The sequence below is a fragment of the Dehalogenimonas sp. 4OHTPN genome (genome assembly GCF_040448695.1).
Classification (GTDB): Bacteria; Chloroflexota; Dehalococcoidia; order Dehalococcoidales; family Dehalococcoidaceae; genus Dehalogenimonas.
The window spans coordinates 261,595-277,253 of sequence record NZ_CP159307.1 but is presented as its reverse complement, the minus strand read 5'-3'; the positions used below and the strand labels follow the sequence as shown (position 1 = coordinate 277,253).

The 15,659-nt window shown below is 58.2% G+C and carries 19 protein-coding genes and 5 tRNA genes; 16 read left to right on the top strand and 8 right to left on the bottom strand.

Annotation, left to right across the window (positions count from 1 at the left end; genetic code table 11):
- The first annotated feature begins 25 nt into the window (after positions 1-25).
- The 8 genes from ABV300_RS01470 (at position 26) to ABV300_RS01435 (ending at position 4,298) form a co-directional block, all read left to right on the top strand.
- Positions 26-166 carry a DUF5679 domain-containing protein gene (locus ABV300_RS01470; RefSeq protein WP_165802795.1) on the top strand — a complete coding sequence of 47 codons (141 nt, stop codon included), beginning with the start codon at positions 26-28 and terminating at the stop codon, positions 164-166.
- A gap of 130 nt (positions 167-296) precedes the next feature.
- The gene (locus tag ABV300_RS01465; RefSeq protein WP_353714793.1) at positions 297-917 is read left to right on the top strand and encodes a TetR/AcrR family transcriptional regulator; all 621 of its coding nucleotides are present in this window, start codon (positions 297-299) and stop codon (positions 915-917) included.
- A gap of 85 nt (positions 918-1,002) precedes the next feature.
- Positions 1,003-1,647, top strand: coding sequence for a TetR/AcrR family transcriptional regulator (locus ABV300_RS01460; RefSeq protein WP_353714792.1), 645 nt, complete (start codon positions 1,003-1,005; stop codon positions 1,645-1,647).
- Between the two features lie 15 nt (positions 1,648-1,662).
- Positions 1,663-3,864 carry an MMPL family transporter gene (locus tag ABV300_RS01455; protein WP_353714791.1) on the top strand — a complete coding sequence of 734 codons (2,202 nt, stop codon included), beginning with the start codon at positions 1,663-1,665 and terminating at the stop codon, positions 3,862-3,864.
- Between the two features lie 53 nt (positions 3,865-3,917).
- Positions 3,918-3,993 (top strand) — tRNA-Trp (locus tag ABV300_RS01450).
- Positions 3,994-3,996: 3 nt separating this feature from the next.
- Positions 3,997-4,083 (top strand) — tRNA-Leu (locus tag ABV300_RS01445).
- A 27-nt stretch (positions 4,084-4,110) separates the two neighbouring features.
- A tRNA-Gly gene (locus ABV300_RS01440) sits at positions 4,111-4,185 on the top strand.
- A gap of 38 nt (positions 4,186-4,223) precedes the next feature.
- Positions 4,224-4,298: transfer RNA gene (locus ABV300_RS01435), tRNA-Cys, on the top strand.
- Between the two features lie 36 nt (positions 4,299-4,334).
- Here ABV300_RS01435 and ABV300_RS01430 read toward each other — a convergent pair.
- On the bottom strand, positions 4,335-4,736 hold the full coding sequence (locus ABV300_RS01430; RefSeq protein ID WP_353714790.1) for a hypothetical protein: 402 nt from the start codon (positions 4,734-4,736) through the stop codon (positions 4,335-4,337).
- A gap of 77 nt (positions 4,737-4,813) precedes the next feature.
- Here ABV300_RS01430 and ABV300_RS01425 point away from each other — a divergent pair, with 77 nt between their 5' ends.
- Positions 4,814-5,194 (top strand): hypothetical protein, encoded by a 381-nt coding sequence (locus tag ABV300_RS01425; RefSeq protein WP_353714789.1) that lies wholly within the window; start codon positions 4,814-4,816, stop codon positions 5,192-5,194.
- Between the two features lie 55 nt (positions 5,195-5,249).
- Complete coding sequence (locus ABV300_RS01420; protein ID WP_353714788.1) at positions 5,250-5,717, top strand: helix-turn-helix domain-containing protein; 468 nt, start codon at positions 5,250-5,252, stop codon at positions 5,715-5,717.
- A gap of 45 nt (positions 5,718-5,762) precedes the next feature.
- On the opposite strand, the gene ABV300_RS01415 is transcribed toward ABV300_RS01420, so the two are convergent.
- The 3 genes from ABV300_RS01415 to ABV300_RS01405 form a co-directional block, all read right to left on the bottom strand.
- Complete coding sequence (locus tag ABV300_RS01415; protein WP_353714787.1) at positions 5,763-6,065, bottom strand: hypothetical protein; 303 nt, start codon at positions 6,063-6,065, stop codon at positions 5,763-5,765.
- A gap of 28 nt (positions 6,066-6,093) precedes the next feature.
- Positions 6,094-6,178 (bottom strand) — tRNA-Leu (locus ABV300_RS01410).
- A gap of 51 nt (positions 6,179-6,229) precedes the next feature.
- Positions 6,230-6,910: a hemolysin III family protein gene (locus ABV300_RS01405; protein ID WP_353714786.1), complete on the bottom strand. Its 681-nt coding sequence runs from the start codon at positions 6,908-6,910 to the stop codon at positions 6,230-6,232.
- Positions 6,911-7,015: 105 nt separating this feature from the next.
- Here ABV300_RS01405 and ABV300_RS01400 point away from each other — a divergent pair, with 105 nt between their 5' ends.
- The 4 genes from ABV300_RS01400 (at position 7,016) to ABV300_RS01385 (ending at position 10,934) form a co-directional block, all read left to right on the top strand.
- The gene (locus tag ABV300_RS01400; RefSeq protein ID WP_353714785.1) at positions 7,016-7,675 is read left to right on the top strand and encodes a 50S ribosomal protein L25; all 660 of its coding nucleotides are present in this window, start codon (positions 7,016-7,018) and stop codon (positions 7,673-7,675) included.
- 159 nt (positions 7,676-7,834) lie between these two features.
- Positions 7,835-8,728, top strand: a complete 894-nt coding sequence (locus tag ABV300_RS01395; protein WP_353714784.1) for an ATP-binding cassette domain-containing protein — start codon at positions 7,835-7,837, stop codon at positions 8,726-8,728.
- Entirely contained in the window at positions 8,725-9,954 is a 1,230-nt protein-coding gene (locus ABV300_RS01390; RefSeq protein ID WP_353714783.1) for an ABC transporter permease, read from the top strand. Before ABV300_RS01395 ends, ABV300_RS01390 begins: the two co-directional genes overlap by 4 nt.
- 497 nt (positions 9,955-10,451) lie before the next feature.
- Positions 10,452-10,934 carry a YdeI/OmpD-associated family protein gene (locus ABV300_RS01385; RefSeq protein WP_353714782.1) on the top strand — a complete coding sequence of 161 codons (483 nt, stop codon included), beginning with the start codon at positions 10,452-10,454 and terminating at the stop codon, positions 10,932-10,934.
- A gap of 4 nt (positions 10,935-10,938) precedes the next feature.
- Here ABV300_RS01385 and metF read toward each other — a convergent pair whose 3' ends face one another.
- From metF to ABV300_RS01365, 4 genes are all read right to left on the bottom strand, one after another.
- Positions 10,939-11,826 (bottom strand): methylenetetrahydrofolate reductase [NAD(P)H], encoded by an 888-nt coding sequence (gene metF, locus ABV300_RS01380; protein ID WP_353714781.1) that lies wholly within the window; start codon positions 11,824-11,826, stop codon positions 10,939-10,941.
- Between the two features lie 170 nt (positions 11,827-11,996).
- A complete protein-coding gene (locus tag ABV300_RS01375; protein WP_353715343.1) occupies positions 11,997-12,371 on the bottom strand; it encodes a GIY-YIG nuclease family protein in 375 nt (124 codons plus the stop codon).
- A 56-nt stretch (positions 12,372-12,427) separates the two neighbouring features.
- On the bottom strand, positions 12,428-13,039 hold the full coding sequence (locus tag ABV300_RS01370) for a LysE family transporter (RefSeq protein WP_353714780.1): 612 nt from the start codon (positions 13,037-13,039) through the stop codon (positions 12,428-12,430).
- Positions 13,040-13,045: 6 nt separating this feature from the next.
- Positions 13,046-13,537, bottom strand: a complete 492-nt coding sequence (locus tag ABV300_RS01365) for a YajQ family cyclic di-GMP-binding protein (protein ID WP_353714779.1) — start codon at positions 13,535-13,537, stop codon at positions 13,046-13,048.
- Between the two features lie 37 nt (positions 13,538-13,574).
- On the opposite strand from ABV300_RS01365, the gene ABV300_RS01360 reads away from it, so the two are divergent.
- Together ABV300_RS01360 and ABV300_RS01355 are read left to right on the top strand one after the other, a co-directional pair.
- On the top strand, positions 13,575-14,312 hold the full coding sequence (locus ABV300_RS01360; protein WP_353714778.1) for an MBL fold metallo-hydrolase: 738 nt from the start codon (positions 13,575-13,577) through the stop codon (positions 14,310-14,312).
- Between the two features lie 130 nt (positions 14,313-14,442).
- Positions 14,443-15,648, top strand: a complete 1,206-nt coding sequence (locus tag ABV300_RS01355; RefSeq protein ID WP_353714777.1) for a DNA double-strand break repair nuclease NurA — start codon at positions 14,443-14,445, stop codon at positions 15,646-15,648.
- Positions 15,649-15,659: the final 11 nt, after the last annotated feature.

Sequence of the window (15,659 nt, the reverse complement as noted above, 5' to 3'; positions counted from 1 at the left end):
TCAAATCTGCGAAGGAGGCTATTTGATGGAAGGTTATTGCATGAAATGCCGCACCAAGAGAGTGATGAAGGGCGCCAAGGCCATCACCATGAAGAACGGCCGGCCCGCTACTCAAGGGGTTTGCCCCGTCTGCGGCACCAAGATGTTCAAAATCGGCAAAGCCTAACAAGTCTAGAACAAGCATTCAAAAAGCCGGGCGTCTCAACGCTCGGCTTTTTTATTCACAGTTATTAGATCAGCAAGCCTTGACACCCTGACCACCCCCTAATATAATCCGGCCGATGAGTGAACATTCAATGAAACCTGAAACCCCCCGACGCGCAACCTGGCGCGACGAAAAGGCTGAAGAACGCCGCCAGCAACTCATCGATACCGCCCTTCAGGTCTTCGCCAGAAAAGGGTTTGACAAAACCTCGGTTCGCGAACTGGCCGCTGCCGCCGGCGTCGCTCAAGGACTGATGTACCACTACTTCAAGAGCAAGGATAAGCTATTGGAAGCGGTGGTGGAGCGCCACAGCTTCATGCCCCAACTTAAAACCCTGCTCAGCACTCTCCACAATGAGCCGGCCCGGAAAGTTCTTAAGGTGGTGGGAAAACAGTTCTTCGAGCTTTTAGGTCAAAAAGAGAGCCTGATGAACATATTTTTCCACGAAACGCAAAGCCACCCCATTGTACCAAGAATATGGCGTGGCATTATGAACGAGGGCATCTCCTTGTTCCAGAACTACCTTGACGAACGGGTTATACTGGGCGAACTGCGGCCTCACAACACCGATGTTTCAGCCCGGACCCTGGCGTATACCATTGTCCTTCTCCGGGGCACCGCGACCGCGTTCCCCAACCGGACACGCCCCGATGAGTTCATCTCCCATTTGGTGGAAAATACTCTGAGCGGAATCGCCGCGCCGGGCGGCTGATCCGCCGTTTACATAAACTTTTTATCCCCAAGGTCTTGTTTTATTCTTGATCTGGTGACATAATTAATTGACTACTCAGTCAATTATGAGCCCCGACAAGACCGACGGCAGGATTACAAAGGGCGAGGCCACCCGGCAGCGTTTGGTCAGCGCTGCGTTGAGGGTATTCGCCGAACTCGGCTTTTCACGAGCGACCATCAAGGATATCGGCGCCGCCGCCGACGTTTCGCCAGCCCTGTTGTACCATTATTTCCCCAGTAAAGAAGACCTGCTTAACGCTGTAGTAGAGCGTTTCGGGCCAATCGGCGATGTCCGCCGTTTTATCGAACAATACGAAGCCTTACCGGCTGCCGAATTCATTAGAAAACTCGCCAGGCATTTCTACGACCTGCTCGGCGAGCGTCTGGATCTGGTGCGCATCTTTCTGCGGGAAGGCACATCAAACGGATCCGTCGCCGATGCCTGGCGAGGCATGATCCAGCGGGGACTGCCGGTTATCCAGGGTTATTTTCTGCGGCAAGTGCTCATGGGCAGGCTGCGGCCGCACAATACCGAGGTCACCGTTCGCGCCCTGAGCACCACCATTATCATGCTGCGGTTCAGCGAAAACGTTTTTCCTCTGCAGACACTAACTGGTTACCAATTTATTGATGAATTTATCGATAATTTAATGGTCGGTCTGCGGCCTGATATTCCTGAAATCTTCGGACATAACGCCGCCGCGAGTTAGAAAGGGGCAATGCTTATGGATAAAATCGCCGGATTTGTTACCCGACGCCCTACAATCATCATCGCCATTGTCGCCCTGACCAACCTGGCGGCGCTGCTGTCCTTCTTCCGCTTCAGCCTGGACACCGAATTCCTCAATTTTTTCGATGCAGACAACACGGAGGTTGCTGCGTACCATCAACTCAATGTCGAATACAGCACCGGCGAGGCGGTAACCGTGCTGGTGGAAAGCGATGCGAGCCTTCTGGAACGGGATAATCTGCTGGCGGTGTTTGACTTTCAATCCCAGAGTAGCCGGATTCCTGACGTTCAGCAGGTCCAGGGCTACATCCCAGCCCAGATGCTGTCCGGCTCTCTCCTCTTACCGGTCGATGCCGAGTTCATCCAATCCAACGCCGAAGCCCTGGGCCGGTTTATCGACGAGCGATATTTTTTAACCGACCAGTTTCTCTCCCCTGACCGTAAAAGCGCGGTGGTAGTGGTCGGCCTGGAGGTCGGAGCGGATTCGGGTCCGGTTGTCGATAGCTTGAGGCACGCTATAGATGATTTTCCGGGACTTCGGCTGTCAATAGCCGGCAATCCGGTAATAAAAGATACCATTGTCGGCTATCTGGCTAATATTTTGTTTATCCTGCTGCCTTTCGCTATCGGCTTGATCCTGCTGGTTTTCTATTTCATCTTGAGACACAAACGGCTGACGCCCCTGGCCATGCTGCCCGCGGCTTTCGGCGCCCTGTGGACTTTCGGGACTATCTTCTACAGCGGCCATGAGCTGTCACTGGTCACGGTCATAAGTCCAATTTTTATTATAGTCATGGGGTCGGCTTACGGCCTGCACTATGTCAGCCATTTTCAGGAAAACCTCGCCAAATCAGGGAACAGTATGGAAGCCACCCGTTTGACCCTGAAAATGGTCGGCCTGCCGATTATTTTAGCCACACTGACAACCATGGCCGGTTTTGCCTCCCTCATCTGGAGCGAAGCAATACCCATGCGCCAGATGGGTATTTTCGTTACCCTGGGTATCGGATACGCGGGTCTGCTAGCCATCTTCTTCCTGCCGGCGCTCATCTCCCACCTGAAGATCTCAGCCGTCCATCCGCCGGATGAATCCCGAAGGCTCGGGCAAATGATAAATCAAGCCTCAACCCACCGGGTACCTATCATCCTGGGCTGCGTCGCCGTGATAATCGCGTCCGCGGTGTTTATCCCGAAGCTTGAGGTCGTGTCCGACCAGTTGATGTTTTTTAAAGAAAGTTCCGAGATCCGCCAGGCTTCGGCGCGGATTGAAACCACCTTCGGCAGCGCCCAGCCGTTAATCGGCCGGATGGTTTCTTCCGACGGTTCGGCTGCCCTGTTTAACCCGGTGGAGGCTGCCCGTTTACTGGCGGTAGAACGGCAGCTGGAAGCCCAGCCCGGCATTAAAAGCGTGATATCGGTGTTCGATCTGGCCGTCGGATTTAACCGAATGACTACCGGCATCGCAGGGTATCCTCAGAACCCCGCGGTAGTTCAGGCTTTTATCGGCCAACTTGGCGAAGATGGCATGAAAGCCTGGGCAAACCAGAATGGTTTTCGCCTGCTGGTCCGTCCGGTCGGGCTTGAAACTAATGAGATCAAGAATATCAAGACCTGGACTGCCGGCGAGCCCGCGGTCCAGGTTCTAACCGGGATGCCGATGCTTTTTGATGAATTCAACCGCATCGTGGTCAACAGCCAGATAAGCAGCCTGGGACTGGCGCTGGCGCTGGTCTTTGTGATGCTGGTGATCAGCCTGCGCAGTTTAAAGGCCGCCCTGGTCGGCATGCTGCCCATTGTCCTAACCATCGGAGTGGTGCTGACCTTCCTAGTCGTCAGCGGCTTCAATCTGAACATTCTTACCGCCAACCTGTCCGCTATCGTCATCGGAGTCGGCGTGGATTATTCCATACACCTGATTTCCGGTATCTACTATTTCCGGCGAGCCGGATTGACGGAAAACCAAGCCGTCGCCTCAGCCATCAGTTCGGTATCTCGGCCGGTGCTCGCCAACGCCTTTGGGCTTTCCCTGGGGCTGTCGGTGCTCTTTTTCTCGCCCCTGCTGATTCATATCCAGGCAGCGGCGGTTATGTGGGTGGCGATGGTCTTTTCCTCCATCGCGGCGCTGCTGGTCATACCGCAGTTCTACCGCGGGAATAAAATAGGAAAAGCTTCAACCGTGCCGGCCGCCGGCCGTTGACAACCGCGAAGAGCTTACGCTATGCTAATTACCCGCGCCTACATCGTGGTTGTAGGAGTGTAGCTCAGTTGGTAGAGCAGTGGTCTCCAAAACCACCGGTCGAGGGTTCGAATCCTTCCACTCCTGCCAGCGGCCGAGATGGTGGAATGGTAGACACGCTAGCTTGAGGGGCTAGTGAGTGATGAGCTCGTGGGAGTTCAAATCTCCCTCTCGGCACCAACCTGTGTAAAAAGAAAACGGTCACGGGCGGAAGTAGTTCAGTGGTAGAACGCCTCCTTGCCAAGGAGGAGGTCGCGAGTTCGAGCCTCGTCTTCCGCTCCATCTTTTCAAACATTCAGCTTTCCAGGCTGATTCGATACGGCGACGTAGCCAAGTGGCAAGGCGGGGGTCTGCAAAACCCCTATTCACCGGTTCGAATCCGGTCGTCGCCTCCAGTTATTTCTCGCGCTCAAGAACACTGGTTTGTTCAATCACGCTTTTATCAGATGGAATCCGGCTGAAGACAACAGCGCGGTAACCAGAAAATAGCTCCCCAGCAGGACATCCGGATTGACGTTGAGGTTGAGCGGCTCTGCTAACCCGAGGATGATCAGCGGCCCGATTATTGCGCCTAACACCGCCAGCCAGATCGTGCCCCGGTATTTATAAACCTTGCTGAAAACCAGAATGCCCAGCACTACGCCGATGGGATACCCGATGACCATACCCATCAAGGCGCCAACCAGGTCTTCAAAACCGCCTAGACTGTTATCGGCAAGGACCCTCGAACCGATAAGTATGCCGGGAATAGCGATCATGAAGCCCCCGAACGCCCCGGCTAAGGTCAGCCAGAAAAAACTTTTAAGGGTGCGTTTTTCTATCGGTCGAACCATTGACATCTCCTAGTTTAGTGCCCCATTATAACACGGAGTATTGACTCCTCCATCGAGGAAAGATCGAGCCTGGGACGATGGACTTCATCCTCGCCATCCTGATGGTCATAATCGGTGCCGGCATTCCGGCCTACTGGTTGATTTACTGGGCTTCGGGTCGGCTGCCCCGGGGCTTTCGCACTGTAGTCAACGGCGGCTATATCGTTTTCCACATTCTCGCCGAGCTTGTTGCCGCCGGCTTGTGCCTGGCCGCTGGCGCGGTCATTCTGTTCCATGGATTTCCTCAGGCAGGGGCGCTGGTGTTTTTAGCCTCCGGGGCATTAATCTACGCCGGTGTCAACTCGCTCGGCTGGAGCACGCTGAACGACCGCAGGATGGTTATAATCTTTCTACTGGTGAGCCTCATCGCCGTATCTGCGGCCTTTTACGCTCAATCTGGCTGGCAACAATTCGGCTGAACCCCTTGACACCCCCTTGTCAGGCCGGATACACTATGCCACGCCGATGAACAGTATGCCCAGCTTCACCATTCCCCAGGCCGCCGCCAAGTTGGGCGTCTCGACGCGCACCATCCGCCGCTATATCAAGGCCGGCAAACTGCGGGCTGATCTGGTCAACGGCCCTTTCGGCGAGGAATATCGTATCCGGGAACTGCCGGACGATCTAAAAAAACTTGAAACCCCGGATAATTTTACCGCCCTCGACAGGCATGATCCCTTCGCCGGCGCCTCCTCGGAAGCCGTGGCAGTGCTTCGCGATCTGCAGGAGAAAAACCTGGCGCTGGCCGCCCAGCTCGGAGCGGCGACCGAGCGCATCCGTCAACTTGAAAGCCAGTTGAAACAGGTCACCGACGGCAGACCGCCCCGGACCCCCTGGTGGCAAAGGTGGTACGCGGGGCTAAAGGCGCGGTTCTCGAGTAAGCCGAAAACAGAGAAAACAGCCGCCGGCGCGCCGCCGGAACAGGTGGAAACTATATTCTGAACCCGCCCGGCGCCCTTTTTTTACAGCGCCGACGAGAATCTTTCGCTAATTCTTTTTTGACTTCGAAGCCCGGGCCGGGCCGCCGAAAATGATGCTGCAGCCGAAAACAAACCCGAAATTGTACCAGCCGCCGTTGTTATGCACCTCGTAAATGTTCACCGAATCGGAGAACAGCGAGATGATGAAGGTAAACGGCGAGATGAAGCCGTGCCACAACCCTGACCAGAAACCGTCCAGCGTGCCGCCGCTCACCGGCACGTCTTCAGCCAGGTTGGCGCCGGCGGCGCAGCCGGCCACCAGCAGCGCCAGCATTAGACAAACAACGATCAGCAGAGTTCGCTTCTTCATCGGTTGCCTCTCATAGACCGATATTGGGTGGTGCCGGGAGAGGGGATCGAACCCACACGACCGAAGTCGGCGGATTTTAAGTCCGCTGCGTCTGCCAGTTCCGCCATCCCGGCGCCGTTAGAGATTATAGCATAAGCTTGAGTAATTTCGAGGTTTTCCCCGGTTTAGAGCACCGCGCCCAGGACGACGCCGAAGTGGATGAGCGCCCCGATGATGATCCACAGGTGGAAGATGTCGTGAAAGCCGAAGACGCCCGGAAAAGGGTTGGGGCGTTTCAGGGCATAAATAACAGCGCCGATGCTGTAGGCGACGCCGCCGGCGACGAGGCCCCAGAAAGCGGGGGGCGGCATGGAGAGCCACAATTCCCTGAGAGGCACCAGCGCCAGCCACCCCATGCCCAGGTACATAATCGGCGAAATCACCCGCGGCGCCCGGATCCAGAACAGCTTAAAAAAGACGCCGAAAGCCACTAAAGACCAGGGAATGACGATCATGCTCCACCGCCAGGCGCCGTCGAGGTAGATATAAACCAGCGGCGTGTAGCTACCGGCGATCATGATGAAGATAGCTATGTGATCCAGTTTGCGCCAGATGGAGGTCTCATTATCCTTTCGCTTGAGGGCATGATAAACGGCGCTGAAGGAAAACAGGATTGAAGCCGCCACGCCGTAAACGGTGATCACCGCCAGGTAGTCCCAGCGGCCCCATGTCAGGGCGAGCAGCACCAGCAAACCGATAACAAAAGCGGCCGCGCCGCCCAGATGGGAGTAAAAAGCAAAACGCTCGGATCTGTTGGCGACGATATGACACCTCCGCAGAGGGACTATTATAGCCGGGGCGCCCACCCTTTTACCACCGCGGCGATTGACATAACGTTTCTAGTTGACTGGAACGACCCGGTTCTGTTTTAATTACCATTTGTTTGTTGAATTAAGGGAGGTCAACTTTTCATGGATAAAATAGCTGTTAAGCTCTCACCGCGAGTCACTACCGGTAAAAAGACTCGTTTCCTGCGCCGTTCCGGCGTCACCCCATGCCATCTTTTCGGCCACAACCTGGCTTCGGAATCCCTTCAGGCCGCTACCAGCGAACTGGAGCGCGTCATCGCCGTGGCCGGCACCACCCGCCTGGTAGCCCTGGAAGCCGGCGGCAAGAAAACGCGCATGGCTTTCGTCCGCGAAATCCAGCGGACCCCCGTCGGCGGTGACCTGCTGCACGTTGATTTCTACCAGGTGAATATGGATGAACCAATTAAAGCCGAGATCCCGCTGCACCTGACCGGCGATGCTCCGGCGCTGAAGACCAAGGGGCGCATCCTGGTCCACCCGATGGGTCATATCGAAGTTGAAAGCCTGCCGGCCAAACTGCCGGCCACTATCAGCGTCAACCTATCTACGCTGGAAAACCTCGACGACGCCATCCACGTCCGCGATTTGGTCGTCGATCCTGCGGTCACCATACTGACCGACGGCGATCAGCTGGTGGCAAAGGTTTCCGAGATTTCGGTCAAGGCTGAAGAGGCCGAGGTAGTCACCCCGACCGCCGAGGGCGCCCCGGCCGGAACCGAAGCGGCTGCGGCCGCCGAAGGCGCCGAAGCCAAAAAAGAGTAGTCTCGAAAAGTCTTCGTTGCTCCACAGCAGCCGGGGTAATCCCCCGGCTGCTGGTTTAATGGGCAGCTTTTTCCTGTTCCGGCGGCGGTTGTCATCCGAATCCAATTCAAATATCATTGGTTCCACATCCATGACCGAATGGGTAATTGTTGAGGTACCATGCAGGCAGTAAAACTTTCAGGCGTCACCAAGACCTACGGCGAGAAAAAGGTGGTGGACGGGGTATCGTTCGAGGTCAACCCCGGAGAGATATTCGCCTTGATCGGTCCCAACGGCGCCGGCAAATCCACCACCATCCGGATGATGATGGATATCATCAAACCGGACTCCGGCGATATCCTCATCATGGGCGAGCATCTTGCCGAAAAGTCCAAGAACTGCATCGGCTACCTGCCTGAGGAACGCGGCCTGTACCGCAAACTCCGCATCATGGATACCATCGCCTATTTGGCTTCCCTCAAGGGTGCCGACCGCGCCGCCGCCGCCGGCCGCGCCCAAGCGCTGCTCAAGAAGTTCGACCTTTACGACCACCGGCATAAGAAGATCGAGGAGTTGTCCAAGGGCATGGGCCAGCTCATCCAGTTCGTCGTCACCGTCGCCCACGACCCGGGGCTGGTCATCCTGGACGAGCCTTTCGCCGGTTTGGACCCGGTCAACTCCCGCCTGCTCAAGACGACCATCAAGGAACTCCGCGCCGAGGGCAAAGCCATTATCCTGTCGACCCACCGCATGAACGAGGTCCAGGAAATGTGCGACCGGCTGTTCATGATCAACAAAGGCCAGCAGGTCCTTTACGGGGCGTTGACCGACATCCGCCGCCAGTATAAAAGCCATGCCGTCATCATCGAAAGCCCTGTCCCGCTGCCTGGAGCGCTGCCAGGCGTCGTCGAGCGGCGGGCCGTCGGGCCGGCTTTCGAACTTGAACTGGATGGAGCCACCGAGCCGCAGACTATCTTAGAGCTTCTGGTACAAAGCAGCATCCCGGTAGAGCGCTTTGAGGTGGCTTTACCCTCGCTCGATGAAATCTTCGTCCGGGTGGTGAAGAAGCCATGAACAAGACCGCCATCATCTTCAAGCATGAATTCATGACCCTCATCCGGCGCACCGGCTTCATCATCATGACCCTGGCCATCCCGCTGCTGGCCCTGGTCTTCATCGCCGGCGGCGAAATCCTGTCCGCCATCACCGGCGGCGGCGAGCCTGGCCCGGCCGAGACGGTGGAAATCGGTTACGTCGACCCGTCATCAGTCATCGCCGGCCACGAGGAGCAGGGCTTCATCAAGTTCATCCGCTTTGAGTCGATCGAGGCGGCCAACAGCACCCTTGTCGCCGGAGACATCGCCGAATATATCGTCATCGACCCGAACTACCTCGACAGCGGCGCTGTCGCCCGCTTCACGCCGTCCCGCGAACTGGAAGTGCCAGGCGACCGCTTCGTTGCCATCCGCGACTTCCTGCTGGACAACCTGCTCGGCCCGGCGGTCTCCCCGGACCTGCTGGACCGCGCAAAAGTGCCTCTGAACCTTTCCAGCATCCTCGTTGACCCGGAGACCGGCCTGCCGTCCGAGGACCAGGGCGGCTTCGCGGCGCTGGTCCTGCCGTACCTGTTCAGCATCCTCTTGGTCATGGCTATCTTCACCTCCTCCGGCTACCTGCTGCAAGGCCTGGCCGAGGAGAAGGAGAACCGGGTCATGGAGGTGCTGCTGTCTTCGGTATCTGCCAGGGAGCTTATCACCGGTAAGGTGCTGGGGCTGGGCGCCGCCGGGCTGGCGCAGATGGCGGTGTGGCTGCTGTCTGCCCGTTTCCTGGCCGATATGGCTTCCCAGAATTTTGCCGATATCCTGGGGGCGCTGGAGGTGTCGGTCTACTTTGTCACTGTCGCCCTGGCGTATTTTATCCTGGGATACCTGCTGTATGCCATTATCATGGCCGCCGTCGGCTCCATTACTTCCACCGTGCGGGAAAGCCAGCAGCTGGCCACCATCTTCAGCCTGCTGGCGGTATCGCCGCTGTGGGGGCTGGTCTTTCTGGTGGAAAACCCGGACCACCCGGCGGCGGTTTTCCTGACGCTCTTTCCGTTCACCGCGCCTATCGCTACCATCATCCGCATCGGCGCTACAGAGATTCCGTTCTGGCAGATCGGCGCCAGCATGGCTCTCATGGCAGCCACTACTGTAGGGCTGCTGCTTCTGTCCGCTAAGGTCTTCCGCGCTTTCCTGCTGATGTACGGCAAGACACCGAAGCTTGGTGAAATTGTGCGCATGCTGCGGCAGGCATAGCCGGAATCCGGCGTTTTCGAAAACGAAAGGAACGACTCTCCCGCGCATCACAGGTGAACTGCGGTTCGTTTTTGCGACGACATAGTACTTTATTGCGAAACGAGTCACAGCTTCTAAATTAGGTCTGAACGCAAGGTTCGTTTTCAAGAACGAGTCACTCCCAACAATAAACAACAAGGCGCCGATCCGAGCCGGGACTGACGGCCGCCGCCGGCCGCGGTCAAGTGCCCGGCGCCTGATAGAGCATTTGTTCTGTACATCGGGCGGGTATTATAGCACCCCGGTTCAGTGTTCCGTCAAGCGACTTTTGTCGTTTTTCGACGCATATTTTTTTATCGGTCGCATTGAAAACGAGCAAGGTGTGAGTCGCCCCCTGCGAGCCCCTCGATTCGACCCCCATGGATTCCCGCTTGCGCGGGAATGACAATTTGGAGAGGCGGCAGCGTTTACCCGCAAGTGTGAAGCGGCTTGAATACCGTGAAATGTTAGGGTATGGTATGGCCGAGACCGCAACCCCGATGCCTGAGTTCGACGCCGTCATCCAGAGCCCGCCCGACGCCCCAAAGGCTGCTTATATCCACGTGCCGTTCGACGTGAAAGAGGTGTTCGGCACCAGGGCCCGAGTGGCCGTCAAGGGCACGTTCGATAACCGGGAGTACCGGGGCACCATCCAGCCCATGACAGGCGGCCATGTCATAGGCCTGAGCGCCGGGATGAGAAAAGCACTGGGCAAAACCACCGGCGACACGATTCATGTTACGATGGAAATGGATTCCGAAGAACGCGCCGTGGAGATCCCAGCCGACCTGTCGACAGCCCTGGACAGCCGGCCGGCCGCCCGGGACCATTTCAACAAACTGCCTTACAGCCACCAGAAGGAATACGTCGAGCACATCACCGAGGCGAAGAAGCCAGAGACCCGGGCGCGGCGGGTTGAGAAGACGGTGGAAACGCTGGCGCGAGCACCCCTTGAGCGATGATAGCCTACGCTAGTTTCTTGGAACTTGTAACGCCCAGCGATTTGTAGATCTGAAGGGTGGCGTCGGACTTGTTCAGAGTGTAGAAGTGGATGCCGTCAACGCCCTTGTCCACCAGGTCCCGCACCTGCTCCGCCGCCCAATGGACGCCCACGTCCCTGACGCACTCCTCGTTCTCCGCCCGTTCGATGGCGCGTAAGAGCGGCGCCGGGAAATGGGTGCCGGCGGCCAGGTCGGCCATTCTTCTCATCATCTTGACCGAGGTGATAGGCGAGATGCCGGCGACGATGGGCACGTCGATGCCGGCCAGGGCACAGCGCTCGCGAAAATCATAGAAGTCGCGGTTGTCGAAGAAAAGCTGGGTGCAGATATAGTCCGCCCCGGCGTCCACCTTGGCCTTCAGGTACTGGATCTCGGTGAGGCGGTTGGGGGTCTGGGGGTGGCCTTCCGGGTAGCCGGCCACGCCGACGCCCATCTCCGGAAAATTGTCTTTGATGAACCGGACCAGCTCGATGGCGTAGCTGAAGCCGCCGACCTCCGGCACGAAGCTGGTCTGCCCCTTGGGCGGGTCGCCGCGGAGGGCGAGGATGTTTTCGATGCCTGATGCGCGGTATTTTTCCAGAATCTGGCAGATCTCCTGCCGCGTCGAGCCGACACAGGTCAGGTGGGAGATGACGGTGAGATCGGTCTCCTTGTGGATGCGGACGAGCAGGTCATGGGTCAGTTCCCGCGTCGAGCCGCCGGCGCCGTAGGTCACGGAGACGCAGGAAAGCTCCAGCGGCTTGAGGTCTTTGATGGTGGTGAACAGCTCTTCGGCCGCTTCCTCGGTCTTGGGCGGGAACAGTTCGAAGCTGAAAACGATGCCTTTTTTGTTGTAGATATCGCGGACGTTCATACGCGCCTCCCGGGATTACCTTGGGTCAGTACCATATTAATCCGTTCGCGGTCAGCTTGTCGAACCAGGCGAAGGAATATACCGCAGACCGTTCATCCTCCGACAGGTTCAGGACAAACGGTCTTTATGGGTTAGACCTTGCCACTTATTCGACTCCCGGCCATGACGCGTCAGGCCAAACGGAATTCAACATTTTCATCCGTTCGTGGTGAGCTTGTCGAACCATGAACGGATGACTTGGACAGGCGTGACACCTCGACCCAATCGCCCCGGATCATGGCTTCCTTCTTCTTTCGGGTCCACCCCTTAATCCTTCGTTCCACCGAAAGGGCTTCTTCCCGAGTTGAAAATTCCTGGCTGAAAACCAGGGCCAAAGGGCGGCGCTTAAACGTGTAACAACTTTGGATTGTGCCGTTATAATGAGCGTACATTCGGACTTCGAGGTTATCCGTATGTCCGGTGTAATAACTGCCATCCGAACACCTTAGAATATAAACCCAGAAGTATCTCGTTTGGTTGTTTGTGCTCCGTTCATCCTTCGACAGGCTCAGGACGAACGGAGATTTTCCGGGCGGTCATAATCCGTTCTGAAATAAGCGCATCAAATAACCGCCTGCAAGCCGGAAACGATGAACCAGCCGCCAAAGCCGATGAGCAGCAGCGAGCAAGCGGTGAACACCGCCGTCTGGAAGGCCGGGGCCCACAGCCGGTGGGTCTTGTACACCAGCCCGGAGACAACCGAAAGCCAGATCAAATCAGTTGACCAGTGGGTCAGGATTAGCGCCCAGAGGCCGCCTGAGCCGAATTCAGCCGCCTGCAGCACCAGGAGGGCTCCAACGGTCGCCCACCACAGAATGAAGAACGGATTGCCCGCCGAAAGCATGATGCCGGCGGTGAAGGCGTTGTAGCGGGTGTCCTTCTGCCCGGAGGCGATGGATTTGCGGGCGCGGAACATGCCGACGCCCATCCACACCACCATGCCGCCGCCGGCGACGCCGAGGATGAACCTGACCGCGGCCTGGTCGAAAAAAGCGGCGGCGCCGAAGTAGATGAGCAGGATGAGAGGCACCTCGACGACGGCGTGTCCCATCGAGGCCTGGGCGCCGGCCCACGGTGACTTGTAGCTTTTAGCCAGCACTGTGGCGAACATCGGCCCGGGCATCAGGGCGCCGGACAGCGAGATGACGAAGACGGAAGCCAGAAGCGCCAGCATCGCGGCCTACCGCTTCATATTCACGAACTGAAGCGGGATATCATAGTCCTGGGCTCTGAGCTGGGCCATGACCGCCTGAAGGTCGTCAATCTGCTTGCCGGTGATCCGGAGCTGGTCTTCCTGGATGGCCGGTTCCACCTTAACCTTCAGGCCTTTGATGAATTTCACCATCTTCTGGGCAAGCTCCCGCGGGATGCCCTCTTTGATCTTGACTGTCATTTCGGCGCCGCCCTGGGCGGTGGACTCCATTTTGCCGAAGTCCAGGCACTTGGCGTCCAGGCCGAAGCGGATGACCTGGCCGATGAGCATCTCGGTCATGGCCTTGACCTTAAGGTCGTCGGCGGATTCCAAGTGGATGGTCTTCTCCTTGCGGTTCAAAGAAACCTCGGACTTGATGTTGCGGAAATCGTAGCGGGTGGTGATGTCCCGCTTGACGTTGTTGATGGCGTTGTCCAGTGCCTGCAGGTCCACCGCGCTGACCACATCTACCGACGGCATGTGTAAGCCTCCTTGAAGCGATGGCGAATATTGTAGCATGAATAACCCGCCTTTGCCCCTTGCCCGCCGCCGGGCGAAAGACTATTATGGGCGGCGTATGGAAATCTTCCCCGGCATCCACTGGCTGAAAGGCGTCATCGGCGGCAACTCCTGGCTGGTGATGGAGACCGGATACGCTTTTATCATTGACACCGGTTCGACCGGCAACGCCCACCACATCCTCCGCCGCGCCCAGACCCTGGGCGTGGCTGATAAACTCAAATATATCGTCCTGACCCATGCCGACATAGACCACGCCGGCTCGGCGGCGGAGCTTAAGAAGCTGACCGGCGCTTCCATCGCCCTTCATGCCGCCGAGGTGCCGTTCATGGCGGAAAAAGCCAACCTGCCCGGTGGCCTGCGCTGGCTGTCCGGCGTCTTCCCGAAGATGAGCCGCTGCGCCCGGATAGAGCCTGACCTGCTGCTGAACGAGGGTGACGTTATCGGAGTTTACGAGGTGGTCCATGTACCCGGCCATACCCCCGGCAGCATCTGCCTCTACGAACCGCGGAAACTTATCTTCACCGGCGACGCCCTGCGCACCCACGCCCGTGACCGGCTGCTGCCGCCGTCCAAGCCGACCGCCGTGAACCTGCGGCAGGCGACCGATTCGATGAAAAAGATCGCCGGGCTGGATTTTTATGCCCTGTTCGGCGGCCACGGCCCGCCGGTCATCGGCAACGCCGGCGCCAAGCTGCGGGATATGATCTCCCGCCTGCCGCGCGAAGCGTTTTGACCTTTCCTTTTTGAAACCCGGATTCATTTTCTGATTTCGATGTCCGAGCTTCGAATTTCAGGCGAGGGGTTGTCCCTGTTTACCGCATAAACTATACTAAGTCCGAATAATCGGGCCGGGGGACTTAAACGTGTCGCTGGACCTCACCAGGGTCGCCGCCCAGATCAACGCCATGGCCGAAAAGCTGGCCGAAAACGGCGCCGAGCGCCGCGCCCGCCTGGCGGCCGCCGCCGAACAGCTGGGCAGCGCCGGCGACCCGGCCGCTCTGCGCGACAAGGTACGCCTCAGCCGGACAAGTTTCCTCCTGGCCGCCCCCTTGACAACCCTGGACGAACGGCACTCCCCCGCCAGCCCCCCGGCGGCTTACTCCGTTATAGCCGCCGACGGCTCGCATATAGACGTTGACCGCAACTACTCCACGTCCTGTTCCCTGATCAATATCGGCACGGTGCGCCTGGACTACGGCGCCGAGGCCGACGCCTGGCTCGACAGCCGGCCGCGGCTCCTCTCCGATGAATCCGACCTGGTCATCGCCGATCCGGGCGGCGCCGGGCGGGTCCCGGTCAAGGGCCCGCTGCTGGGCATCAAGCGGGATGTCGAGGAGTGCGCTGCCCTGGCGGCGCTGGCGGCAGCTCTGCCGCTGGAGAGACCGGCCCTGGCGCTGGCCGACGGCACGCTCATCCGCTGGAACCTGACGACGTCAAATTATGAGGCTTACGTCATCCGCGAACTCCTCGACGAAGGATACCTGAAATGCCTGTCGGCGTTCCAAAGCCTGTGCGCCGAGCGCCCCCTTGGAGTGGCCTCCTACATCTCGTCCCCCGGCGGCGAGGAGGTTGTCAACACCCTGCGCCTGACCCTCTGCCCCTACGAACCGGCCAACTGCGACCGCCACTGCGGCAAGCTGGGGTACGGCGAAAGGCCGTGCGACCCGGTTTCCGGCGTATCTGACGCCGAGCTTTTTGGGAGGTTCCTGGCCGCCGGCGAACGGTCGGCCATTTTCGAGAGCACCTCAAAAGTTATCAGCCAGTACTACGGCGAGCACCGCATCTGCTTTTTCTATCTCAAACTTGAGGATGAGATAGCCCGCGTCGAGCTGCCGGTGTGGCTGGCAAGCGACCCTGGCCGAGTCGGCCTAATCCATACCTTAGTCCTGGAACAGGTGAAGAAGGGCCACGGCTACCCTGTGGCCCTCTCCGAAGCCCACGAGCAGGCGGTGGTCACCGGCGCCGACCGGGAGGTCTTCTACGAGGTGATAGACGCCTATCTGGCCGACCGAGGCCTGGCCTCCGCCGTATCAGCCAAGAGCTTCTCCAAAAAAGCGAGGTGGATCTAGTTTCCTCTTCG